17 protein-coding genes and 1 tRNA gene are annotated in these 24,441 nt (G+C 58.3%); 8 read left to right on the forward strand and 10 right to left on the reverse strand.

From position 1 onward, the window contains the following. Window positions 1–143: 143 nt before the first annotated feature. Window positions 144–860 carry a ribonuclease PH gene (gene rph, locus ACP2AU_RS06310; protein WP_426375262.1) on the reverse strand — a complete coding sequence of 239 codons (717 nt, stop codon included), beginning with the start codon at window positions 858–860 and terminating at the stop codon, window positions 144–146. A gap of 180 nt (window positions 861–1,040) precedes the next feature. Between rph and ACP2AU_RS06315 the strand changes: the two genes are divergently transcribed. Further along, on the forward strand, window positions 1,041–1,910 hold the full coding sequence (locus ACP2AU_RS06315) for a YicC/YloC family endoribonuclease (protein WP_426375263.1): 870 nt from the start codon (window positions 1,041–1,043) through the stop codon (window positions 1,908–1,910). Between the two features lie 72 nt (window positions 1,911–1,982). Here the strand turns inward: ACP2AU_RS06315 and ACP2AU_RS06320 are convergent, their stop codons facing one another. Further along, window positions 1,983–2,861 carry a universal stress protein gene (locus ACP2AU_RS06320; RefSeq protein WP_426375264.1) on the reverse strand — a complete coding sequence of 293 codons (879 nt, stop codon included), beginning with the start codon at window positions 2,859–2,861 and terminating at the stop codon, window positions 1,983–1,985. Between the two features lie 144 nt (window positions 2,862–3,005). On the opposite strand from ACP2AU_RS06320, the gene gmk reads away from it, so the two are divergent. From gmk to ACP2AU_RS06340, 4 genes are all read left to right on the forward strand, one after another. Continuing rightward, a complete protein-coding gene (gene gmk / locus ACP2AU_RS06325) occupies window positions 3,006–3,638 on the forward strand; it encodes a guanylate kinase (protein WP_426375265.1) in 633 nt (210 codons plus the stop codon). An 89-nt stretch (window positions 3,639–3,727) separates the two neighbouring features. Beyond that, window positions 3,728–3,940: a DNA-directed RNA polymerase subunit omega gene (rpoZ, locus tag ACP2AU_RS06330; protein ID WP_426375266.1), complete on the forward strand. Its 213-nt coding sequence runs from the start codon at window positions 3,728–3,730 to the stop codon at window positions 3,938–3,940. A gap of 177 nt (window positions 3,941–4,117) precedes the next feature. Beyond that, the gene (locus tag ACP2AU_RS06335; RefSeq protein ID WP_426375267.1) at window positions 4,118–6,262 is read left to right on the forward strand and encodes a RelA/SpoT family protein; all 2,145 of its coding nucleotides are present in this window, start codon (window positions 4,118–4,120) and stop codon (window positions 6,260–6,262) included. A gap of 75 nt (window positions 6,263–6,337) precedes the next feature. Then, window positions 6,338–6,724: a RidA family protein gene (locus ACP2AU_RS06340; RefSeq protein ID WP_426375268.1), complete on the forward strand. Its 387-nt coding sequence runs from the start codon at window positions 6,338–6,340 to the stop codon at window positions 6,722–6,724. On the opposite strand, the gene ACP2AU_RS06345 is transcribed toward ACP2AU_RS06340, so the two are convergent. Continuing rightward, window positions 6,717–7,595 carry an NAD-dependent epimerase/dehydratase family protein gene (locus ACP2AU_RS06345; RefSeq protein ID WP_426375269.1) on the reverse strand — a complete coding sequence of 293 codons (879 nt, stop codon included), beginning with the start codon at window positions 7,593–7,595 and terminating at the stop codon, window positions 6,717–6,719. The two genes, ACP2AU_RS06340 and ACP2AU_RS06345, sit on opposite strands and share 8 nt — an antisense overlap. Window positions 7,596–7,671: 76 nt before the next feature. Between ACP2AU_RS06345 and ACP2AU_RS06350 the strand changes: the two genes are divergently transcribed. The 3 genes from ACP2AU_RS06350 (at window position 7,672) to ACP2AU_RS06360 (ending at window position 12,202) form a co-directional block, all read left to right on the forward strand. Continuing rightward, complete coding sequence (locus tag ACP2AU_RS06350) at window positions 7,672–8,631, forward strand: hydrogen peroxide-inducible genes activator (RefSeq protein WP_426375270.1); 960 nt, start codon at window positions 7,672–7,674, stop codon at window positions 8,629–8,631. 7 nt (window positions 8,632–8,638) lie between these two features. Further along, window positions 8,639–10,714 carry an ATP-dependent DNA helicase RecG gene (gene recG, locus ACP2AU_RS06355; protein ID WP_426375271.1) on the forward strand — a complete coding sequence of 692 codons (2,076 nt, stop codon included), beginning with the start codon at window positions 8,639–8,641 and terminating at the stop codon, window positions 10,712–10,714. A gap of 117 nt (window positions 10,715–10,831) precedes the next feature. Continuing rightward, window positions 10,832–12,202, forward strand: a complete 1,371-nt coding sequence (locus ACP2AU_RS06360; protein ID WP_426375272.1) for an HDOD domain-containing protein — start codon at window positions 10,832–10,834, stop codon at window positions 12,200–12,202. Window positions 12,203–12,477: 275 nt separating this feature from the next. Here ACP2AU_RS06360 and ACP2AU_RS06365 read toward each other — a convergent pair whose 3' ends face one another. From ACP2AU_RS06365 to dnaG, 7 genes are all read right to left on the reverse strand, one after another. Next, complete coding sequence (locus ACP2AU_RS06365; RefSeq protein WP_426375273.1) at window positions 12,478–12,936, reverse strand: DUF2489 domain-containing protein; 459 nt, start codon at window positions 12,934–12,936, stop codon at window positions 12,478–12,480. Between the two features lie 51 nt (window positions 12,937–12,987). After that, on the reverse strand, window positions 12,988–15,258 hold the full coding sequence (locus ACP2AU_RS06370) for a molybdopterin oxidoreductase family protein (protein ID WP_426375274.1): 2,271 nt from the start codon (window positions 15,256–15,258) through the stop codon (window positions 12,988–12,990). Window positions 15,259–15,422: 164 nt separating this feature from the next. Continuing rightward, window positions 15,423–18,734, reverse strand: coding sequence for an Ig-like domain-containing protein (locus ACP2AU_RS06375; RefSeq protein WP_426375275.1), 3,312 nt, complete (start codon window positions 18,732–18,734; stop codon window positions 15,423–15,425). A 13-nt stretch (window positions 18,735–18,747) separates the two neighbouring features. Then, window positions 18,748–20,085 (reverse strand): alkane uptake protein AupA, encoded by a 1,338-nt coding sequence (aupA, locus tag ACP2AU_RS06380; RefSeq protein ID WP_426375276.1) that lies wholly within the window; start codon window positions 20,083–20,085, stop codon window positions 18,748–18,750. Window positions 20,086–20,485: 400 nt separating this feature from the next. Next, window positions 20,486–20,562 (reverse strand) — tRNA-Ile (locus ACP2AU_RS06385). 60 nt (window positions 20,563–20,622) lie between these two features. Next, window positions 20,623–22,467 carry an RNA polymerase sigma factor RpoD gene (gene rpoD, locus ACP2AU_RS06390; RefSeq protein WP_426375277.1) on the reverse strand — a complete coding sequence of 615 codons (1,845 nt, stop codon included), beginning with the start codon at window positions 22,465–22,467 and terminating at the stop codon, window positions 20,623–20,625. Between the two features lie 118 nt (window positions 22,468–22,585). After that, a complete protein-coding gene (gene dnaG, locus ACP2AU_RS06395; RefSeq protein WP_426375278.1) occupies window positions 22,586–24,337 on the reverse strand; it encodes a DNA primase in 1,752 nt (583 codons plus the stop codon). Window positions 24,338–24,441 lie beyond the last annotated feature (104 nt).

Raw genomic sequence — 24,441 nt, forward strand, 5'->3', positions numbered from 1 at the left:
AAGCGGGCAATGTCAACGTAGCGGGCTTGGAGGGGAATGCCTTTCCGGGACCGTCTCCGGCCAGGGACGGCCGGAGTCGAGCGCACATGGATGTGCTTGTAGCGTGTCCCGGAAAGGCATTCCCCTCCGGGCACGCGGTCGGCTTACTCAGCCAAAGCCGCCTTCTGAATTTCAAACAGTTCGTTAATCGCTTTTCTCGCCAGCACCAGCATGCTGTCCAACTCTGACTGCTCGAACGGCGCACCTTCGGCCGTGCCCTGGATTTCAATAAAGCCGCCCTTGTCGGTCATGATCACGTTCATGTCGGTTTCGGCTTCAGAGTCTTCCGGGTAGTCCAGATCGGCCACCGGAGTGCCTTTGAATACGCCCACGGAAATGGCCGCAATCATCTGCTTCAGTGGAGATTTCTTCAGGCGTTTTTCGTTTACAAGGTGATTCAGAGCGTCTACCAGAGCCACACAGCCACCGGTAATCGCGGCGGTGCGGGTGCCGCCATCGGCCTGGATGACGTCGCAATCGATGGTAATGGTGTGCTCGCCCAGCGCTTCCAGATCGACAGCGGCGCGCAGGCTGCGACCGATCAGGCGCTGGATTTCCACGGTGCGCCCGCCCTGTTTGCCCCGGGCGGCTTCACGGCCCATCCGGCTGCCGGTGGAGCGGGGCAGCATACCGTACTCGGCGGTAATCCAGCCTTTGCCCTCACCGCGCAGAAAAGGCGGCACTTTGTTTTCCACCGAGGCCGTACAGATAACCTTGGTATCGCCAAATTCCACCAGCACCGAGCCTTCGGCGTGGCGTGTGTAGTTGCGGGTAATGCGGACGTTTCTGGGTTGCTCGGGCGTTCTGCCGCTGGGTCGCATAGTGTGTCCTGTTTTCTCGAATGAATGTCCGGCCCGTGCCGGTCGGTAACAATGAAAGGTGCCCGAGTATAACACGCCGGGCGGCGGAGGCGGTCAGGGTGGGGCTCGCCTGATCGGGTTCGCCGCCCCGGGCGTTTGCCTGTTAGACTCAAGCCTCTGTTGTTGGACACTGGAGCCACTATGATCCGCAGTATGACTGCTTTTGCCCGCAAGGATACCCAGAGTGACTGGGGTACGCTCACCTGTGAGATCCGCACGGTTAACCATCGCTATCTGGAACCGTCTTTCCGTTTGCCGGAGGCTTTGCGCGAGCTTGAAACCGGCTTTCGCGAGGAGTTGAGAAACCAGGGCCTGAAACGGGGCAAGGTGGATATCTCCATGCGCCTGCAAGCAGCCGAGAGCGAGGATCACAGCTTCGAGATTAACGATGATATGGCAAAGGCGGTGAACGAGGCCGCGAACCATATCAACCGGATGTTAGATAACCCGGCGCACATCAATGCGCTCGACATTTTGCGCTGGCCTGGAGTGATGTCCCTGCCAGAGAAGGATTACAGCGCCGCCAAAGAGGCTGCCTCGGAATTATTCGCCGCGACAGTTTCCGAGCTGACTCGGGTCCGCGAGCGGGAGGGCGAGCGTCTGCGACCGTTGTTCGAGGATCGTCTGGCCACCATGAGCAAGCTGGTTGCCGAGGTGCGCGGGAATATGCCGACCTTGCTGGCAGCCCAGGAGCAGAACCTGAGAGACCGGTTCGAGAAAGCAAAAGTGGAGCTGGACCCCGAGCGGGTGGCCCAGGAGATGGTCATGCTGGCCCAGAAGAGTGATGTGGCCGAGGAACTGGATCGGTTGGATGCTCACATTGGTGAGGTGGCCGATACCCTGAAAAACGGCGACGCCATTGGCCGGCGCCTGGATTTCCTGATGCAGGAGCTCAACCGCGAAGCGAATACACTCAGCAGTAAAAGCATCGATGCGTCTGTTACCCGTTCCGCGGTGGATCTGAAAGTGTTGATCGAGCAGATGCGCGAGCAGGTGCAGAATCTGGAGTGATGCCACCAGGCCGGGTTGCCCCGGCCCTTTGGCCCGCGCCGGGCCTCAGGTGAACTGAGCGCCCTGTTCTGATTACTCGGCGGGCGTGATCGTCAGGAGGTCTGTCCGCAGGTGAGTCAGCACCTTTTCGGCCGTGTTGCCGATGACCCTGGCGGCAAGACCGGTCTTGCCGGTCGTGCCCATCACCACCATGTCGGCTTTGATTTTGTTGGCGATGCTGGGAATGATCTTCTGCGCCGGGCCACTTTCGATATGAACCTGTTCCGGTGTCAGATGCCAGGTGTTGCACAGATGCTCAATCTGAGGTTTCAGGGCGGCCTTACGCTTTTGGGCATGGCTCACCGGGTCGATGATGTCCAGGTCTGCCAACAGCACGGATGTGTGCAGGGCGTGCACCAGGTGCAGCTCGGTGCCCAGCGCTTTTGCCAGGTGCCAGGCCTGGTTAATAACGCGAGTGTTCAGTGCTTTTTTGGTCGCTTTGTCTGAACTCAGGTCCACGGCCGCCAGGATGGGGTGGGCCTTGTTCCATTTTTTTTCAGCCACCAGCATGACCGGCGCCGGGCACTCGCGAATCAGGTGCCAGTCTGTTGGTGTGTACAGGAAGGTTTCCGAGCGGTTACCGGTCTTGACCACCGCGCCGATGTTTGTTTTCCCGCATTCGGCGGCCACCCACAAGTGAATCTGTTTTTCCCAGACCGTTCGGGCGTTAATCGTCAGGTCGGTGCAGTCGGTCAGTGCCAGCATCTGCTCGAGCCACTTCTGGCGATGTTCCAGCAGCGCCTGGCGGGCTCTTCTCTGCACCTCCGGGTCGCCGGGGAGGGCGTCCAGGTACTCATGCACGAATGCCACCACCTCGACGGAGGCCCCGGTTGCCCGGGCCAGTCCCACACCGCGGGTCAGCGCCATCTGGTGCTTGTGGTGGTTGTCCATGATGATCAGAAGTTTTTCCATGGCGGTATCCGTTTGCTGGGGGTATTTCGCGTAATACTAACAGTTACGGAGGGGCGGGATGCGGAGGTAAGTCAAACCCCGTATAATTCGCCGTTTTCTGGCCATCTGTGTTGGCCGCAAACTGCTTTCAGGAGTCATCAAGCCATGAGTCAGGCCGGTGGGCAGGGTACTCTGTTCGTGATTTCCGCTCCCTCGGGTGCGGGCAAAACCAGCCTTGTGTCGGAAATGCTCCGCAAGGATGCCTTGCTGGGGGTGTCGGTCTCTCATACCACCCGGCCGATGCGGGAGGGTGAACAGAACGGAGTGAATTACCACTTCGTGAACCGGGACGAGTTCGAAGCCATGATTGTCCGGGGCGATTTCCTCGAACACGCCGATGTCTTTGGCAACTATTACGGCACCTCGCAGGTCTGGGTACGTGAAACCCTGCGGACGGGGCGGGACGTTATTCTGGAAATCGATTGGCAGGGCGCCGAACAGGTACGCCGGCTGATTCCTGAGTGTGTGAGCATTTTTATCGTGCCACCTTCGGCGGACATTCTGCGCCAGCGGCTGGTCGGGCGTGGTACCGATGCGCCCGAAGTGATCGAGCGGCGCCTGTCGGAGGCCGAGGAGGAATGCCGGCACGCGGCAGAATTTGATTACCTGGTGGTTAATGATGAATTTGCGGAGGCGTTGGCAGATTTGTTGGCCATTGTCCGCAGTCAGCGCCTGCGCATGGTCACCCAGCAGGCACGCCACGGTGCGCTGCTGGAGAGCTTGTCAGCAGGCATCTGATGGTGGTTTCCACTGTATACAAATTGAACCGGGGCCAGTAAACTACGCGGTCTGCTAAATCAGTGATTCTTTTTTTTTCGGGGAAGATAATGGCACGAGTTACCGTTGAAGATTGTCTGGAAAACGTAGATAACCGCTTTCAGCTGGTTATGCTGGCCACCAAGCGCGCCCGCCAGATTGCCACCAAAGGGGCAGAGCCGACAGTGCCGGAGGAGAACGACAAGCCGACCGTGATTGCGCTGCGCGAGATTGCAGAAGGCCATGTTTCTCGTGATCTTCTGCTGGAAGAAGAGGAAGATTAAGAGCCTCGGATTTGCCGTCGGTGAGTAAAAGTACCTGTCGGCGAGCGCAAAGCATTGAAATCTTCCTCTGCAGTTTTATAGTGTAAGTGTAGAATCTGCCAGGAAGGACGAAAAAAGCCCGGATGCACGCATTCGGGCTTTTTTGTCTCTGGTGAATGCAAACATAACGGAGGCGCGGTGGTCGTAGCAGAGGCATCAGTAGAAGAACTGGCCGGAGCGCTTGGTTCCTACCTGGACACCAATCGCATCAATCAGGTGCGCCGGGCCTATTATTACGCCGAGCAGGCGCATGAAGGCCAGATGCGCAAAAGTGGTGACCGGTACATTACCCACCCTCTGGCTGTGGCCGGTATTCTGGCGGATCTCCGGCTTGACCATCAGAGTTTGATGGCGGCCATGCTTCACGATGTCATTGAGGACACCGGGATTCCCAAAGATGCGTTGGCGGAGCAGTTTGGTGATGATGTGGCCGAACTGGTCGACGGGGTTTCCAAGCTGACCCAGATCGAATTCCGTTCCCGGGCCGAGGCCCAGGCCGAGAATTTCCAGAAGATGACCCTGGCCATGGCCAAGGATATCCGGGTGATTCTGGTCAAGCTGGCCGACCGGCTGCATAACATGCGCACCCTTGGCCCCATGCCCTACGAGAAACGCCTTCGTATTGCCACCGAAACCCTGGATATCTACGCGCCGATTGCCAACCGCCTGGGGATGCACTCGATCTGCACCGAGCTTGAGGATCTGGGGTTCTCTTCGCTTTACCCCATGCGCTCGAAATACATCTCCAAGGCGGTGGAAAAGCTGCGGGGGAGCCACCGTGAAATCATCGAGGACATCCGGGGCAAGCTTCAGGAGAAACTGGAAGAGCGGGGCTTGCCTGGGCGCATTCTGGGGCGGGAAAAACACCTGAATTCCATCTACAACAAGATGAAATTCAAGCAGAAATCTTTCCATGAAATCATGGACGTCTACGCCTTCCGGATCATCACCGATACCGAGGACGACTGCTACCGCATTCTCGGAGCCGTGCACAGTCTGTACAAGCCGTTGCCGGGCAGGTTCAAGGACTACATTGCCATGCCCAAGGCCAATGGCTACCAGTCCATTCATACCACCTTGTTTGGTATGCACGTCAATATCGAAATCCAGATCCGCACCGAAGAGATGGAGCACATCGCCAACAACGGGATTGCGGCGCATTGGATGTACAAGAACGAAGCCTCTGGTGTTACCACGGTTAATCAGTCGAGGGTCGACCGCTGGGTGCAGGGGCTTATGGAAATGCGCGAGCGCGCAGACGACTCCATGGAGTTCATTGAGCACGTAAAAGTAGACCTGTTCCCCGATGAGATTTACGTGTTCACGCCGCGGGGCCGCATCATGGAGTTGCCCAGCGGGGCTACGCCGGTGGATTTTGCCTATGCCATTCATACCGATATCGGTAACGCCGCAGTTGCCTGCCGGGTCAATCGCAATCTGGCTTCATTGAGCCAGCCCCTGCAAAGCGGGCAAACCGTGGAAATTATCACCGCTCCCGGCGCACGCCCCAACCCGGCGTGGTTGAGTTTTGTGGTGACGGGCAAGGCCCGGAGCAGCATTCGCCATGTGCTCAAGACCCGTAAGCGGGCCGAGTCCATGGAGCTGGGGCGGACACTGCTCAAACGCTCCCTGAAAGGGTTTGGCACGGGACTCTCCGATATCAGCGATGCCCAGAAACAGGCTGTGGTTAATCACAATCAGGTCAATAGCTTCGATGACCTGATCAGCGACATCGGGTTGGGCAACCGCATGGCCTATCTGGTCGCGCGCCAGTTGGTATCCGGCAACGAAGTACTGGATGCGCCTGCCAATCTGGAGAATGCGCCGAGCGACAAACAGGGCGCCGTGACCATCCGCGGTACGGAGGGGCTACTGGTCCGGTTCGCCAATTGCTGCAAGCCCATTCCGGGGGATCCGGTGGTCGGTGTTATGGATTCCGGCAACGGCATGGTGATCCATTCCGATACCTGTTCCCGCCTGCCGGAGGACGGCGAGGGCAGGGCACGGCTGACGCACTTGAAATGGGCCAAGGACATCACCGACGAGTTTTCCGTGGAGTTGAGGGTTGAACTGGAGCGCCAGCGTGGCGTTATCGCCGAAATGGCCAATGCGGTTGCCATGGCTGACGGCAACATAGAGCGCATCAATGTAGAAGACCAGAATGCCCGATTCGGTATTGTCAGCCTGGTTGTTCACGTCCATGGCCGCAAGCATCTGGCGCGAGTGATGCGGCGGGTTCGTAACATTCGGGCGGTTACCCACATCAGCCGGGTCAAGCACTGAGCCTGCTTACGTGGTTGACAGTCGCCGTATCCAGAGGTGACGATTGGCGTTTTGCAAAAGAGGAAATTGCAGGCCATGACCAACAAATCTGTTATCCAGACTGAAAACGCCCCGCAGGCGATTGGTACCTATTCTCAGGCAGTTAAAGCCGGAGATACCGTGTATCTGTCTGGCCAGATTCCGCTGGACCCGGAAAGCATGGAAGTGGTGGCGGGCGATTTTGCCGCCAAGACCCGCCAGGTGTTTGAAAACCTCAAAGCCGTTTGTGAAGCGGCCGGTGGCGAGCTCAAGGATATCGTCAAGCTGAACATTTACATGACCGACCTCGCCAATTTTGCGACCGTGAATGAAATCATGGCGACGTATTTCCAGGAACCCTACCCGGCCCGCGCTGCCGTGGGCGTAGCAGCGCTGCCCAAAGGTGTGCCGGTTGAAATGGAAGCCGTCATGGTGCTCAGCTAGGCCTCTGAAGCTGGCTGATCATTTCTCGGTACCCCGCCTGATAATCGGGGTACCGGAAAGAGAAACCACTCTCCAGCAGTTTTCGATTGCTGCATCGCTTGCTCCCGGCCCTGCCCCCTTTGCGGGCACCCTCGACGGGGGCTTTACAGGGCACTTGGGTGCGCACCCACTCCACAACCTTATCCAGCCGCACCGGCTCGCAGTCACTGGCCACGTAAAGTTCCGCCAGTTTGTCATTTGCGAGCGTTTTTTCCGTTAGCCAGGCGATAACCCGGGCCGCGTCCACTTCGTGTATCCGATTGCTGAAAGGCGCCGGTGGCAACGGATTCATCCGGCCTTCCAGGACTTCTTCCAGAAAGCGCTGACGACTGGGGCCGTAAATGCCGCTGTAGCGCACAACCGTAGCCGGATGCGGGCTGGCCAGGGCCGTCGCCTCACCCTGCAGGATCTGCTGCCCGGAAAAACGGTCAGGTTCGGTCGGGCTGTTTTCGTCTACCCAGCTGTCATCGTTCTGGGCGAACACGCTTGTACTGCTGATGAATATCAGGCGCTTCAGCGGCTGGTCGCCCACGGCGTGAAGCAGATTTTCCAGGCCGGTTACGTAGGCGTCGTGGTAGCCCTGTTCGTCGTAACTTGACGGGGTCAGGCAGTAGATCACCACGTCCAGATGCCCGGGGAGTTGCCCGGCCAGGGTTTCCGGGCGGGTCAGGTCGGCGCCAATGCCTTTTACGCCGGGGGGAACACGGTCTGGATTGCGGCGTAGCCCGTATACCTGGCCGGTGTCCAGAAGCGCAGTGGCGATATCGCCGCCAAGTTTGCCGCAACCGGCTACCAGAATTTGTGTTTCTTGCTTGCCCTCAGTCATTGCCATAGACAATTTCAATCCTTATGCTTTGGCTGATAAAGTAAGTGAAACTTCGACCTGAGTACGTTGACCGGAGCTCACCATGACCCTCACCGAGTTACGATACGTTGTTACCCTTGCCCGGGAAAGGCATTTTGGCCGCGCGGCAGAACGCTGTCATGTCAGTCAGCCGACCCTGAGTGTGGCGGTGAAAAAACTTGAGGATGAGCTCGGCATCCCGCTGTTTGAGCGCAGCAAGAGCAGTATTCGGGTCACGGAAGTTGGTCAGCGGATTATTGAGCAGTCCCAGCGGGTTCTGGACCAGGTGGGGGTCATCAAAGACATGGCCCAGGACGGCAAGAACCAGCTCAACTCCCCCTTGAAGGTGGGTGCCATCTACACCATCGGCCCCTACCTGTTTCCGCATCTGTTGCCCGAGCTGCGCCGCGCGGCGCCGGATATGCCGCTCTTTATCGAAGAAAACTACACGGCCAGCCTGCGCCAGAAGCTCCGGCATTCGGAGCTGGATGCGATCATTATTGCGTTGCCGTTTGAGGAGCCGGAGGTTGTTACTCTGCCGCTGTATGACGAGCCGTTTGTGGTGCTTCTGCCTGCCGGCCATCCGTTGACAGAAAAAGAGCAGATTACCGCTGAAGAGATGGCGAAGGAGCAGCTGTTGTTGTTGGGGCCGGGCCACTGTTTCCGTGATCAGGTGCTGGAATCCTGCCCGCCGCTGGTGGAGGCCATCACCAAACGGGTCGATAACGGCCGGCCGCAACTGGTTACCGAAGGCAGTTCGCTGGAAACGATCCGGCACATGGTGGCCTCGGGCCTGGGGATTACCGTACTCCCGCTCTCTGCCGCCACCGCCATCAAGTATCAGGAAGACATTCTCACTGTTCGGCCGTTTGCGCCGCCGGTGCCTTTCCGCACCGTGGCCCTGGCCTGGCGGGTGACCTTCCCGCGGCCTAAAGCCATCGACGTCTTGTCTCTGGCCGCCAGTCAGTGCCGGGTTATCGAAAAAGCCAGAACCGAAACACCGGCGGTTGCCGAAAGCGCCTGAGGGCCGTATGACGTCACTGGATGAGATCCCGGTAACCCAGCTCAAGGGTGTAGGCAAAGCCCTGGCGGAAAAGCTCGCCAGGCTGGGGATCCAGTCTCTTCAGGACCTGCTGTTTCACCTCCCTTACCGATACGAGGACCGCACCCGCGTGGTACCCATGGGGCGCTTGCGAATTGGTGACAGTGCGGTGGTGGAAGGTGAGGTGATGAAAGCGGATCTGGTGATGGGGCGTCGTCGCAGCCTGCAGGTCACCCTCCGGGACGATAGCGGTTTCCTGGTGATGCGGTTTTTCCATTTCAATGCTGCCCAGAAGAACCAGCTTTCTGAGGGAACGCGGGTACGCTGCTTTGGTGAAGTGCGGCCGGGGCGGGCCGGTTACGAATTCTACCATCCCGAATACCAGGCCAATCCTCCGCCGATGCCGCCGGCCGACCGGGCAACCCTGACACCGCTTTATCCGCTCACCGAGGGCATACAGCAACCCCGGGTAAGGGGGTTGTGCCAGCAGGCCCTGGGCTATCTTGACCGTTATCCCATCAAGGACTGGCTGCCTGCGGCGTTGCTGGCGGATTATCAACTGCCAGGCATTACCGAGGCCGTTCGCCTGGTGCATTCCCCGCCTGCGGGAGCGCCGGTGCACCTGCTGATGGAGGGCAAACATCCTGCCCAACAAAGGCTGGTCATGGAGGAGTTGCTGGCGCACCAGCTCAGCCTGTTGCAGGTGCGTGAGCAGATTCAGACCCGGGATGCCTTGCCTTTATTGCCCGGCGGAGACCTGGCCCGACGGTTTCTGGACCAGCTTCCGTTCAGCCTCACCGGGGCTCAGCGCCATGTCATGGCGGATGTTCGCCAGGATCTGAGCCAGCCGGTGCCGATGCTGCGCCTGGTGCAGGGCGATGTCGGCTCCGGTAAAACCATTGTGGCCGCCTTGTCGGCGCTTCAGGCCATTGAAGCCGGTGCGCAGGTTGCCCTGATGGCGCCCACAGAAATTCTTGCCGAACAGCACTATCAGAACTTCCGCAGCTGGCTTGAGCCGCTCGGGGTCAATCTGGCGTGGCTGTCTGGCAAAGTGAAGGGCAAGGCCCGCCAGGAGGCACTGGCCGCCGTTGCTGAGGGTAGTGCGCAGATTGTGATCGGCACCCACGCCTTGTTTCAGGATGAAGTGCGCTTCGAGCGTCTCGCTTTGGTTATTGTCGATGAGCAGCACCGGTTTGGTGTACACCAGCGGCTGGCTCTCCGGGAGAAAGGGGTGGGTGGCACCCTGGCGCCGCACCAGTTGATCATGACCGCAACACCCATTCCGCGAACCCTGGCGATGAGTGCCTATGCCGACCTGGATACCTCGGTTATCGACGAATTGCCACCGGGGCGCAAACCGATTGAAACCATTGTGCTGCCCGAGAACCGCCGGGAAGACATCATCGACCGTGTACGTAAAGCCTGCCGGGAGGGCCGGCAGGCTTACTGGGTGTGTACGCTGATTGAGGAGTCCGAGGCATTGCAGTGCCAGGCGGCTGAGGTGACGGCTAAAGAGTTGGCTGAGCGATTGTCCGATCTGAATATCGGTCTGGTGCATGGTCGACTGAAGGCCCGTGAAAAAGCGGAGATGATGGAAGAGTTCAAAAATGGTGACCTTGATTTGCTGGTTGCCACCACCGTCATCGAAGTCGGCGTGGATGTACCGAATGCTTCGCTGATTATTATCGAGAATCCTGAAAGACTGGGGCTTGCGCAACTGCACCAGTTGCGTGGCCGCGTCGGGCGGGGAGAGCAGGCCAGTTTCTGTGTGCTGATGTATCACCCGCCTTTGTCGGATAATGGCAAGGCGCGGTTACAGGCACTTCGTGACAGTCAGGATGGTTTCTACATTGCTGAAAAAGATCTGGAAATACGGGGGCCCGGCGAGGTCCTTGGCACCCGCCAAACCGGCCTGATGCAATTTCGGCTGGCAGAATTTGAGCGGGATAAAGGGTGGATTGAGGCCATCCGGGAAATGGCTCCGGCTTTGATGAAAGAGCCGGAGCGGGTCGCAGCGCTCATCCGGCGCTGGCTGGGTGAGAAAATCCGTTACGGCGACGTGTAGTAAACCGCCGGGAATTTGACCGGGCCCGCAACCTGGCCCGATGTTGCCCTGTTAATACGGGGTGAATGACTGCAGAATGCATCTACGCTGATTGTTAAATTTGGTCCGGAGAAAGCTATGGAACTTCCTGTCGTGGTACAGCAGGCACTTGGTGATAACGCGCCCGGGGTATCGTTCCGGAATGTCACCCAGATTGATGCCCGTCATCGGTTAAGAATGGTCTTGCTCAGTGACAGTGACGGCAATCTGCAGGCTATTTGTCGCCGGGAAGACCTGCTGGATCTCGAAGCTCTGAACAAGGCGCTGGGGCGAGACCTGCGCATGATGCAGCGGCGCGAACAGGTTCGGGTCCGGCAAAAGGCCGGCCTTCAGCAGTTGCCGGCGCTGCCATCGCTGACCGGTTGGCCAACGGTCGTGGATGTGCGGGTAGATCAGCTTGATGCGGTTGCGCTGGAGTCCGGCGAGCAGGATCTTGGCCTGGTGATGCCGGGCGAAGACTTTCGGCGCCTGACCGTAAAAGCAGGGCGGCAGGATTTCGCGGTTGAAGCCTCGGAGATCTCGGTCAATGTCGACAACCATGCGGCAGATCGTGACCAGTTGCACTCGGCCATTAAAAAGTTCACCGGGTTGCGGATTCAGCAGCGTCTTGAAGATACTCTGGAGTTGCCACCTTTGCCGGAGACCGCCCAGCGCATTATCCATCTGCGGGTAAATCCGAATGCGGTGATGGGAGATCTGGTCGATGTGGTCGAGAGTGATCCCAGCCTGGCGGCCCAGGTTGTGAGCTGGGCATCGTCCTCTTTTTACGCAGCGGCCGGCCAGGTGCGCTCCGTGCACGACGCGGTTTCCCGGGTACTGGGGTTCGACCTGGTCATGAATCTCGCCATGGGGCTGGCATTGGGCAGGGCGTTGAAGCATCCCAAAGATCACCCGGACGGCTATGTGGATTACTGGCAACAGGCAATCTGGCAGGCTCAGTCTGCGGGTATCCTCGCGAGCATGATGCCCCGGGGGCAGCGCCCGCTATTCGGTCTCGCCTATCTTGCCGGGTTGCTACACAATTTTGGGCATCTGGTGCTGGCGCAAGTATTTCCACCGCATTTCTGCCTGGTTTGCCGGTCTCTGGAGGTGAATCCAGATATCGACTCCAGCGTCATCGAGCATCATCTTCTGGGCATCACCCGGGAACAGATTGCGGCGCAATTGATGGAAAACTGGGGTATGCCAGACGAAGTAAATCTGGCCATTCGATATCAGAAAAACCCCTCTTATCAGGGGCCTTGCAGCGTCTACGCACGCCTTTTGTGGCTGGGGCGGCAGTTGCTGACTGAGCGCGGTATTGCCCTGGGTGCCGGCGGAGAGGTGCCGCAAGCGATTTACGACGAGCTCGGGCTGGATAAACAGGCCGTGGAGGAACAGTTTGACGAGCTGGTCAGCCGGAAGGACAGCATCATGGCGATGGCGGGGATGATGAACCCCAGCGTATAAAAAAACGCCGGCCTTTGAGGCCGGCAAGTTACCCGCTTGTTGCAGAGTCGCCCAAACTTTTCAGGAGAAAACAACGCGGAGGCCGCTCCTGTGCGGTGGTAGCGGCCTCCTGATTTAAATTTAGACAAGCTTGCTGAAAAGGAAAGGCTGGTCGTGGAATAGGGGATACATGAGTGCCGCGTCAGCTTTTGCTGATGCCCAAAGCCCCTGTTTTCCCTGAACAATTCAATCACACAGGGCGCCGCCCTGTAACAAAACGTTACAAAGCTGCAGGTCTAGTCGAACCGATGGTGTCGTAAGGCAGTGGCCGCACGCCTGATCTCGTCCGAAAACTGCCGTTCGATAGCAAACCGTTCCTTATCCAGTGCCTTGATGGTCTCCGCGTCAGTGTTCTTTCGTGCCCGGTGTGTTGGCATATGCTGAATCTTGTCGTGCACTGTCTGAAATACCTGGAACGGGGGTTTCTCCAGCAGGCCCGGATCGAGATAATCCAGTAGCCCTTTGAAACGCAGGCAGGCTTCGGAATATTCAACCTGATCCTCTTCCACCGCCATGGCGATAATGCGGATACTCTCAATCATTTCGTCGCGTCGCCGGGCCTGGAACTCTTCGGTTTTCTTTTGCCTTAGCCGCTGTTCGGACAACAGCCGCGACTGGCGCCAGATGTACAGCAGCAACACACCGATGACAATCAGCCCGATGATAATAAAGACCAGTTGCAGCCCTCTGGGCATGGTTCGTCTCCCGTTAGCGGTTAAAGCCCGGACCAGGCCCGGTTAGAGTTCTCACCGGCAGACTCTGACACTAACCGTCTGGCCGTTCAAGACCGAGGTTCCGGAAACCGGGTCAACCTGGCTGTCATCCAGCAAGTCGTTGATACTGACGCCGGCATGAGATGCCGCCACGGTTTGCCGGATACCGGCCCGATGATGTCCCCAGCCGTGCGGTATCGAGACCACCCCCGGCATGATGTCGTCAGTGACTTCAACCGGGAGCGCAACTTCCCTGTTCTCAACGGAGACACTCGCCCGATCACCCGTTTTCAGGCCCCGCTGGCTGGCATCGTCGGGATGAATCAGCAAGGTACAGCGGTCTTTGCCTTTCACCAGCCGCCGGCTGTTATGCATCCAGGAATTATTGCTGCGGACATGGCGGCGCCCAATGAGCAGAAGCTCACCGGCCGGAGCGGCCTCCAGCACGGTTTTCATGCGCTCCACATCCGACAGGTAGCGCCGGGGAGCCATGTGAATTTTACCATCCCGGGTAAACAGTCTTTCCGGCAAGGCGGGTTGCAGTGGCCCCAGGTCGATACCACTGGGAGCCTCTTTGAGAGCCGCCAGTGACAGACCTTTGGGCAGGTTGTCCCAGCGCCGGTTGAGCGGGCTCAGCCGGGCAAGCCCCCGGAGGGGGTTCCGCTCTGGCAGAATATCCATAACAAGCTCGGTCGCGGTCTGAACCAGAGGGCGCACGGGCCCCGCATCAGCGCCGTATGGGCCGGAGCGCAGGAGCATGTCTAGGATGGGGTCTGGCCCCAGGGTCTTGAAGGCCTTCCAGCCGAGCTCCGAGCGCAGAGGCAGTCGGCCGCCTTTGCGTTGTTTCTCAAGCCGGTGGGCCAGCTCCAGCAATATCTGCCAGTCATGCCGGGCATCGTCTGCTGCCGGAAACAGGGCTTCACTGTATTTGGCCACGTTGCGCACAGCAAACTGGCTGAAAATCAGATCATAATGGCTGCGTTCGAGCGCGGCGGTCGGGGGCAAAATAATATCGGCATGGCGGGTGGTTTCGTTCAGGTAGTAGTCCACCGACACCATGAAATCGAGGCCTTCAAGAGCCTGATCCAGGCGCTCTCCGTTAGGGCTCGAGAGTACCGGATTGCCGGCCACCGTCACGAATGCACGAACCTGGCCTTCGCCCGGCGTGAGTATCTCATCCGCCATGGTGCTGGCCGGGTATTCCCCGGCAAACTCTGGCAAGCCGCGAACCCGGCTGTGTCGTTTGCCGAAGTGGCCTTGTTGCCCGGACATGGCGCCCAGGGCTACGAGATCCACGGCTGGCTGGGTAAACAACACACCGCCGGGGACATCCAGCTTGCCCGTCAGAACATTAAGGCAGTAGGCCAGCCACGTGGTGGTGCCGCCGAAGGCCTGGGTACTGGTGCCCATCCGGGAGTACAGGGCCGCCCTGGGCGTATTGGCCAGCTGTCGCGCCAGCTCCCGGATGGCTTCGGCTTCAATTCCGGTGTGGCTTGCCACCGCCTCGGGAGTAAAGCCCAGGGCGGCCAGCCTCAGCAGGTCTACGTCTTTCACCAGCCGCTCGGCGGCCCCGGCGTCCACCAGGTCCTCAGCGAACAGCGTGTGTATCATCGCCATCAGCAGAAAGGCGTCGGTGCCCGGCCGGATAAAATGGAACTGATCGGCAAGGCGCGCGGTCTCGGTGCGCCTGGGGTCGATAACCACCAGTTGCCCGCCCCGCTGTCGAAGCGCTTTCAGGCGACCCCGAATATCCGGCACCGTCATCAGGCTGCCATTGGAAGCCATCGGGTTGCCGCCAATGCAAATGAACAGGTCGGTGTGGTCTATGTCCGGGATCGGAAACAGAATTTGATGACCGAACATTTCAAGACTGGCCAGCATATGGGGTAACTGGTCGTTGGAGGTGGCCGAAAAGCGGTTCTGGGTACCAATGGCCCGCAAAAACGGCATGCTGGTCATCAGCGCGCCATGGTTATGCACGTTCGGATTGCCCTGGTAGACCCCGATGCTGTTCCGGCCATAGGTCTGGCGGATGCCGTGAAGCTTTTCGGCCACCAGATCGAAGGCCTCGTTCCAGGACAGCTCTTCCCAGCCCTGGTCGGTCTTGCGTATGGGTTTCTTGAGCCGGTCGGGATCCTCATGCAGGTCCTGGAGCGCAACGGCCTTCGGGCAGATATGGCCCTTGCTCAGCGGGTCCTTGTCGTCACCTTTGATGGACAGGATGTTGCCGTTGTCGACTTCAATGGCAACGCCACACATGGCTTCACAAAGATGACAGGTGCGGTAATGGACGCCGTTTTGCATACGGGCTCTCCCGGAATTCTTGTTGTTGGGTTTCATATTGCAACCAGATTATCAGGAAAAGCGTTCGGAATGACAAACCGATTGTGATTCTGGCCCGGAAAGGCCCATAAAAAAGGCCAGTCCGAAGACTGGCCTGAGAGCGATAGACCTGAGTTAACCGCTGTTTAGTCGTACTGTGCCGGCAGGTCTTTTACCGGGTTGGAGATGAAGTTGAGGTAGGTGCCGCCCACCGGAATTTCCAGCGGTAACTTGATGGTTACCAGGCCGATCTGAGAGATTCCCGCCGTGTTGGCTGTCACCAGAAGTTCATCCGCATTGCCAACAAAATTCACATTACGTTGCTCGATCTGCATACGCCCGTCATCAAAGAAGGTGATGTCTCCTTTGAGGTCGAGAGTGAATGGCCGCCCATAGAGATCATGGGTGCCGCCCAGTGGAATGACCATGTCCGGAGCGTCCAGCAGCAGGTCCGCTTTGGTGATGAACACTGGCTGACCATTGTCGCCTTCAGCGATCACCCCGGGAATGAGTGAGTTGCGTGCGCAGTTGCTACCGGTGCACGAAGGATCATCTTTCGCGTAACGCATCCTGAGAACCTGGGTGTTTGTCACTGTCTCTTCCTGCAGCGGGATGAGTTTTATCAATTTAATCTTGGTGAAAACGCTGATGGAGCTGGTTGCGAGCAGTGTTGGATAAAGATCCACAAGAATGCCCTCGATCTCATCACCTTCAACGGTTGGGTCAGGATCATAGGTGCCGGGGCCTTTTACCTCGGTGTTCAGGGCGTAGGTCTGGTAAATGAACTTGCTGCGAGGGCAGGAGACCCCTTCGCCGGCGTCACAACCGACCTGCGCCGGTACATTACCACCGGCAAGTGCACTGGCTTGAGCTGTTTGATTGCGAACGGCCAGCTTGGTTGCGTTGGCAGAGGGAGCCCATCCCTCCGCATCACTGCCTTCATGGGCAAACGGCTCGAGGCAGTCGTCGGTATTCTCAAATGCCCGGTTACCCTTGCTGCTGTCATAGGGGTTGCAGTCAATCAGGAAGTTCGAGTTGGTATCGCGAATGGGAAGGTTCCTCAGCGGTGTGAATACCGTCGAGACCGCTTCTGTGGCCGTAAAATAGATCACCAGCGGATCATTTCCACCATCCGGGTCGTTAAGGCCCTCGAGCAGATCCGTTTTCAGAGCCAGGCCGTCGGTGTCGCAGATTGCGCTGTAGCTCCCGGCCGAGCAGGCGCCCGAGCTCTCTGAGGATTCCAGGGTATAACGATAGTGAGCACCGGGTTCCCAGGGTTGATCCGGAAAGAACCGCACCCGCTGAGTGTTTTTCTCTAGCCGTCCGGGCACGCTCTCGACAACGCTCACAGTTCCAGCGCCGATACCGGACTGAGTCACTTTCTCAACGGCGAAGGTCTGGCCGAGAATAAAGGAGTCGATATCCATCGATTTTGAGAAAACCACGGTGATGGGCCGATCCGCCGGCATTTCACTGACCGGCATGGTGTCCACTGTCGCTGCCCGCCCTCCGTTATAGGCGTCGCCCCTCACGTCATAGCAATGGCCAAGCACACCATTGGCAAGGTCTAGTGCACTATGATTCGTTTCGCAGGGGAAACCGGGATAGGTAGTAAGTGCCAGTGGCGGGCGAACCTCAACGTTATTGCCGTCGGTGGGATCCAGCGAGAAGGTCAGCGTATCGAGGGCGACGACATTCCCGGCCAGATCGGATAAGCCGTTGACGCTCACCTCATAGGTTTTGCCATGTTCCAGACCGCCGGCTTTGTTCAGGGTTACCGTGGTGCCGTCTATAGCATACTGAACGTCGATCGGGCTGCCATTTTCCGACACCGTAATGCCAGTCTGGATGGACTCTGGATCAAGCGGCTCATCAAAGAACAGAATGATTGGATCGCCTGGCCGCTGCATCGACTGCCGGGTCGCGGGAATCGCATTATCCGGCCCGGGCATCCAGCTCACCAGGCTCGGTGGTGTGGCATCCAGCTCCCGAAGGTTTTCTGCGTCGAGTGCCGAATCGGCATCGGTTTCGGCCTGCAGATGAAAGGCAATGGTCGAATCGGTGTATTCCTGGCCCAGCAGGTTTGGTTCCACCATACCAATGGCATCGATGGTGAGCACGCCATCCCGAACCAGGGCAATGCCCCTGAGTTCCACTCCCATCAGATCCTGGGAAAGCGCCGCGTTGGGCTGGGCATCTTCGGTATTCATGGAGACGTCCATGAACAGCGTGATATGGCGCGGGGCGCTCATATCGTCGGTGTACTGGTTCGGGCTCATGTAACCGGAGGCATCCGAAAGCATGGTCACTTTGATGGTGCCGGTCTGCTGATCCTCGCCGGTTGCGGCATCCAGAACCTGCACCTTGCCACCCACCAGTACGTTCAGGCTGGTGCTTTCGAGCACGCTGCCTTTTGGAATTCGCAGGGGCAAGGCTTCATCGGCTTCAAACGCCGGGGCGTAGGCAAGCTCGGCAAACAGGTCACCCGTTTGCTGGGACGGCCCCGCCTTGCCCTGCAGCACGGAGTTTAACGTGACGGCATTGAGGGCCTGGCCGTTGAGCACGGAGGTCAGCTCGCCATTGCCGGAATCTACGGCGGTTTGTTGCAGTACGACCGTTGGCCCGGTGTCTCTCGGGGTGAAGGTAAACTCGTCGGTGAAGCGGTTCTCTTCACGGGTGTCCGTCAGGCTGGCGAGGTTGGTCAGCTGCAGCGTGTAGGTTTCGCCGGCATTGAGAATGTCTTGTTTACTGCCGCACTGGGGCGCTTCAGGGGTCACGCAGGGGTCGACCGTAATGCGGTTCCCTTTGACCAGTACCGTTGCCGGAACTTCTGCGCCATTGGCGTCCAGCAGTTTAATGCTGCCGCCGAGTGCCTGCCATTGCGGGTGCAGCGGTTGTGTCATGGCAAACCGGAACGTCGAGAAGTTCATTGCGTGAAACAGGTTGTCCTTGGCTGTCTCATCATCGGCGGGGATTTTCCAGGAAATGCCAAAAGAGTTGTCGGTTCCGGCCAGTTCGGCTACCCCGGAATACGATCCTCGGGTTGTGAACTGGACGCCTTCCTCACCGGTAGCGTTTGGCGTGGTAATCTGGCGATCGCCTTCCGCTGCCAGTGGCTCCTGGAAGGTTACGGTGAACTCCTCGCCGGTCGCGAGTGGCGTAGCGGGCTCAAGCTTCAGGCTTTTGCCGCTATCGATCCTTGCTACCGTAAATGGCTGGGGCTGGCCGCCACTCTCGAGGCGAATCTTGTTCTGCAAAGCCGCATTATCATCGGTAATCGCATGAGAGAAACGCAGCACAATGTCGGCTTTCGGGCTGACGTCAGCTTGCCCGTCCATCGGGAAGGAATAGACCATCGAGCCGGGGCTGGGCTTTTCGTCAATGGTCTGTTTGTCGCCACCGCCGCAGGCGGCCAGCAAAATTGCAGGAATCAGTGCCAGGGTCTTGTTGTACTTCATGGCAGGCCTCTCCTCAGAATTTCAGTGTGATGGAGCCGCTTAAGACATGGATATCGCCGTCGGCGGTAATGCTCGTCTCGTCGCCGTCGTAATCCACCAGGGTGAAATCACGCTCTTGCAACTGCTGGTACTGGTAGCCAAGGTCGAGGCGCACCGGATATGCCAGCAAGCGTGTGCGGTCGTAGGTTGCACTGATGCCAAGGCCAACCACGAGCTTGTCTGTGTCGAGGTAGTTCAGCTCCGGGTTGCGGGTGCTTTTCAGAGGAGATTCTTCGTATGCAATGCCGCCCCGAAGCGAGAAGTTCTTGTTGAGCTGATACTCGGCGCCCAGGCGCGGCACGAGTATGTCATCGAAGCCGATGCGGTTTCCGGCACCTACGGAGCCCTGATCCTTGATGGTATCGCTCGCGAATTCATCTTCCAGTTCGGACCAGTTCTGCTGTTCGATACTGCCGCCAATGCGCCAGCCGTCACCGGAGTACTGGGTGCCGATGGCAATGATCTCTGGCTGGAACGAATCAATGGTCGACACCGCAAGGCTCAGGCCCGGGTCCGGAATGGTCTGGGTGACGATGATGTTGGAATCAACCGTGGTCGAGGCCGAGGATTTGGTTCGGTAGGTGAGGGCCGTTTCCCAGCCGGTCAGGAAACATTCGCTTTCAGGGCAGAATGTACTGCCCATGTCGATATTAGTGCCCAGGATCGTCTTCAGCGAGGGCTCGGCGTCCACGGCCAGGCGTTCACGGCTGGTTTCGCCCCCAAGCGTTGAGACGGCATCCAGGCTGGCGGTGGCTTCCAGTGTTACGCGTACGGACGCACCCGCGGAAATGCCCCGCCAGATCGGTGTTGCGCCGCCCACATTCAGGAACAGAGGCTCTTTGCCGTATTGCAGGAACTGGCCGCTCTCGTTGGTTTCTGAGCTGAATGCCAGCATTTCCTTGCCGTATTTCTCGACCCCTGCGATAAACCCGAGGTAGATGGGATGATCAAATCGCGTCAGTGAACCCAGGTTGGTCTTCATGCCGATAAGAACGTGTTGGCTGGGGGAATCGGAGACAACCTCGCCGCTCGCATTCGGGTTGTCTGAGCGCAGTTCCTGTTCGGAATGCAGAATGCCGGTGGTCAGCTCACCGCGGGGGTCTTTGGTTAAGGCCGCCGGATTGTAATAGGTGGCCGAGACCTGGTCATTGAACATCGAGAGGGACTGGGCGGTAGCGACATCAACAGGCATCACGCCATAGCTGGTGCCCAGGTTGCCCATGCTGGCGCTGGCCGGCAAAGACAGGGATGCGGATACTGCTGCAACGGCAAGGGATACCGCCCGTACTGAGAATCGGGGGGAAAGAACCATGAATACACTCCGTTCACTCATTGTTTTTGTGCTCAATCCTGAGGCATTCCGTTCAGGACTGGTACGCTTGTTCAGTTTTAAGTGTATGGGGCGGGTTTAACAGCGGCGTTGGCTTTTTTGACATGGCCGGTTGTCGGTATGACCACGTAGGGAAAATATTGCCAAAAAGGCCATAAAACTCAGAGTGTTAACCAGTGAGGGTGGGTGTGTTTCTGTTGTTTAATCTTTGCGGTTTTGTGAACGGGCACAAAAAAGGCAATCAGGCTTCTGGCGGTCGCTGTGATTTTTGCGGTGACCAATCTTGACTTTGAGGCGAACGGGGAAGTTGCTTTTAATACAGCGGGGCCAAAAGCGGTGTGATTGGCAACCTGCAGGGATATGAAAAAACAGCAGAAGAATATGGTGGGCCCAGCTGGACTCGAACCAGCGACCAAGGGATTATGAGTCCCCTGCTCTAACCAACTGAGCTATAGGCCCGGAAAGGAAAACGGGCGCCATTATACCCACGAGGGGTGGCGCCCGCTACTGTCTTTGGGATTAACCGTTGCCCTGATCGTCAATGAAGCCGCGCAGGTGATCGGAGCGGGAAGGATGGCGCAGTTTGCGCAGGGCCTTGGCTTCGATCTGACGGATCCGCTCCCGGGTAACGTCGAACTGTTTGCCGACTTCTTCCAGCGTGTGGTCCGTGTTCATTTCGATACCGAAGCGCATACGCAATACCTTGGACTCACGGGCGGTGAGGCCTGCAAGTACCATCCGGGTCGATTCACGCAGGCCTTCGGCGGTGGCGGAATCTACCGGAGAGAGCGCCTGGATATCTTCGATGAAATCGCCCAGGTGGCTGTCTTCATCGTCGCCGATCGGGGTTTCCATGGAGATCGGCTCTTTGGCGATCTTCAGTACCTTGCGGATCTTGTCCTCAGGCATTTCCATACGCTCGCCAAGCTCTTCGGGCGTGGGCTCCCGGCCCATTTCCTGAAGCATCTGACGGGAAATCCGGTTCAGCTTGTTGATGGTTTCGATCATGTGCACCGGAATACGAATGGTGCGGGCCTGGTCCGCGATAGAGCGGGTAATGGCCTGACGAATCCACCAGGTGGCGTAGGTGGAGAACTTGTAGCCACGACGATATTCGAACTTATCCACGGCCTTCATCAGGCCAATGTTGCCTTCCTGGATCAGGTCAAGGAACTGCAGGCCACGGTTGGTGTACTTCTTCGCAATGGAGATCACCAGGCGAAGGTTGGCCTCAACCATTTCCTTCTTGGCGCGGCGAGCTTTGGCCTCACCGATGGATACCCGACGATTGATTTCCTTGATGTCTGCCACATCCAGGTCTACTTCTGCCTGAACGTTCTGAATCCGCTTTTGCAGGCGGACAATTTCATCAATTCGCTCGCCGATAGCGGCTGCGTAGGGCTTTTTGGTGGCAGCGATTTCGCTGGCCCATTCCAGATCGATCTCGTTGCCCGGGAACCACTTGATGAAATCCTTGCGGGGCATTCTGCTTTCGCGCACGCAGATCTTCATGATGGCCCGCTCATTTTCGCGCACGAGATCGTTGGTGGAGCGAACCACGTTGACCAGCTCGTCGAATGCCTTATTTGCCAGTTTGAACGGCGCAAAGACCTGCCCCAGCTCGTTCAGTGCTGCCTGGGTCTTCTTGTCAGTGCGGCCGTGCTTGGCCAGCGCCTTGTCGGCGGCGTCCAGCTTTTCTTTCAGCAATTCGAAGCGCAGCCGGGTTTCTTCCGGATCCGGCCCGTTTTCGGTTTCTTCTTCATCCGAATCGTCATCGTCGTCGGAAGATGAGTCGGAATCGCTCGAGCTGTCGGTGGCGGTCTCTTCGCCCATAAACGGCTCAGCGCCATCCGGATCAAGGAAGCCGGTTACGATGTCGCTGATACGGCCCTCGTTCTCGATGATGCGCTCGTAGGCCTGGATGACCGTGCCGGCCGTGCCCGGGAAATGGGCAACCGCAGCCATGACATCGCGAATGCCTTCCTCGATGCGCTTGGCAATGACGATCTCGCCTTCGCGAGTCAGCAGCTCAACCGTGCCCATCTCGCGCATATACATACGAACCGGATCTGTTGTGCGGCCTGCGTCAGTCTCCACGGCCGCCAGGGCAGCGGCAGCCTCGGCAGCGGCAGCCTCATCGGCAGTCGAGTCGCCCTCGGTCATCAGCAGGGTATCGGCGTCCGGTGTTTCCTCGCACACCTGGATACCCATGTCGTTAATCATCCGGATGATGTCTTCAACCTGGTCCGGATCTGCGATATCTTCCGGCAGGTGGTCGTTTACCTCGGCGTAAGTCAGGTAACCTTGTTCCTTGCCTCGTGCGATGAGGTCTTTCAAACGTGATTTCTGCGAATTGCCTGACATAGACACCCTGTGAACTCGCTTTTAAAGAGGAAAAAAGTTAAACAGCCATTATAGCTGTCGCTCGGTTGCGCTGCCACCGAATGGTTAGATGGTGATCAGGGCAACAGGTTTCAAGTGCTCAGCTCTCAGCCTTCGGATTTAACGTACCTGCGCTGAGCGTTCGTAGCTCTTCCCGTTCTTCCGGAGAGAGCTGGGCCAGATTCCGGAGCAAGGTTGCCAGTCTTTGCTGGCGCGCGGCCTCTTCGTTCGGGCTGAGCAGTTCTCTGGCGGCTGCCAGTGTGCTGTCCCGTGCCGGTATATGCTCCAGTGCATCGAACAGGTTGTAAAACCTGTCTCTGGCCTGCTTGTTCGTAGCCAGTCCCGCGGCCAGTGCCTTGCGGGTCTGGATGTTTTCTTCCAGCAGCCAGCGGGCCAGTCGTTCTGCCTGGTCCAGTTGGCGTGTATTGCCTGCCAGGGCCCTGACTTCGGTTGCCAGTTCCGGCGCCTCCAGGAGAGCCAGGCACAGCGTGCTGTCTTTGCTCAGTTTTACGTCAATCCGGTCTTCCGGAGGCCGGCTCTGGCCTTCGCCCCGCCAGCCGCGTGCCCTGTTGCCCTGGCCCTGTTGGCGTTTCTGCCACTGGTTCCGGCCCCCGCACAGGCGCAGCATTTCGTGCCACATGGCGTCCCGCAGCGTGCTGCGGGACATTTTGTTCAGCAGCGGCTCTACTCTTGCTCTCAGCTCGCCCCGATGTTCCGGCAGTTGCAGGTCCAGGCCTTCAGCCTGGCGGTCCAACAGGTAGCGGGAAAAGGGTGTGGCTCCCTCTACGCGTTTTTGAAACGCGTCTGCCCCTTCTTTGCGTACGAGCGTGTCCGGGTCTTCACCCTCGGGCAACATTAAAAATTGCAGGTGCTGCCCGTCTGCGATCAGTTCCAGAGCGTTTTCCATGGCGCGGTCCGCTGCGCGAAAGCCGGCCTGGTCGCCGTCAAAGCAGAATACAATGTGCCGCACCTGCCGCAGCAGGGCGTTCAGGCTATCCTGGTTGGTCGCCGTTCCAAGCGTGGCGACCGCGTAATGGATGCCGTGCTGGGCCAGGGCAATGACATCCATATAGCCCTCTACAACCAGTAGCTTGTCCAGTTGCCGGACAGCCTGCCGGGCCTCGAACAAGCCGTAGATTTCCCGGCTTTTATGGAAAACGTCCGATTCCGGCGAGTTGATGTACTTGGCCTTGTCATCACCGAGCGTGCGGCCGCCGAAGGCGATGGTTTTTCCTCTGGTATTCCGAATCGGGAACATGACCCGGTTCCGGAACAGATCCCGTGGGCGCCCATACTGGTCCGATACGGTACGGGTCTCGATCAACGGCTCTTTAAGGTCCTTCGGCGCCGCGTCGTAAAGAGCGGTGCCGGTGCCGGGTGCGTAGCCGATCTGATACTGCTGGATGATATTCTCGTCCAGCCCGCGCTGTGTCAGATAGTCCCTCGCGAAATTGCCTTGTTGGCTGGCCAGTGTGGAATGATAAAACCGGCTGGCAAAATCCAGGGCGTCGGTCAACGTGCGCGCCTGCTGCATTTCCTGCCTGGCAGCCCGGTCGTAGGGCACTTCGAGGCCGGCCCGCTTGGCCAACTCTTCCACCGCCTCGGTAAAGCCCAGGCCCTCGAACTCGCGGACAAAGCTGATGGCGTCGCCATGGGCTCCGCAGCCAAAACAGTGATAGAAGCCTTTGTCTGGCCGGACATTGAACGATGGCGTTTTTTCGTCGTGAAACGGGCAGCAAGCCTTATAGTTGGCGCCGGCTTTTTTCAGCGTAATGCGGGATCCGATCAATTCTGCCAGATCAATACGATCCAGCAGGTCTTCAACAAATCGTTGAGGGATCAGTCCGCTCATGATGGCTCCACTTCAGCCGGGCTGCCGGTCGCGACTATATTTCCGCCATAGCCAAAAATGCCGCCGAAGCCAGGCCTCGGCGGCATTTCCAGCTTGCCGGGTAG

This window comes from Marinobacter sp. VGCF2001, assembly GCF_049943275.1.
GTDB lineage: Bacteria > Pseudomonadota > Gammaproteobacteria > Pseudomonadales > Oleiphilaceae > Marinobacter.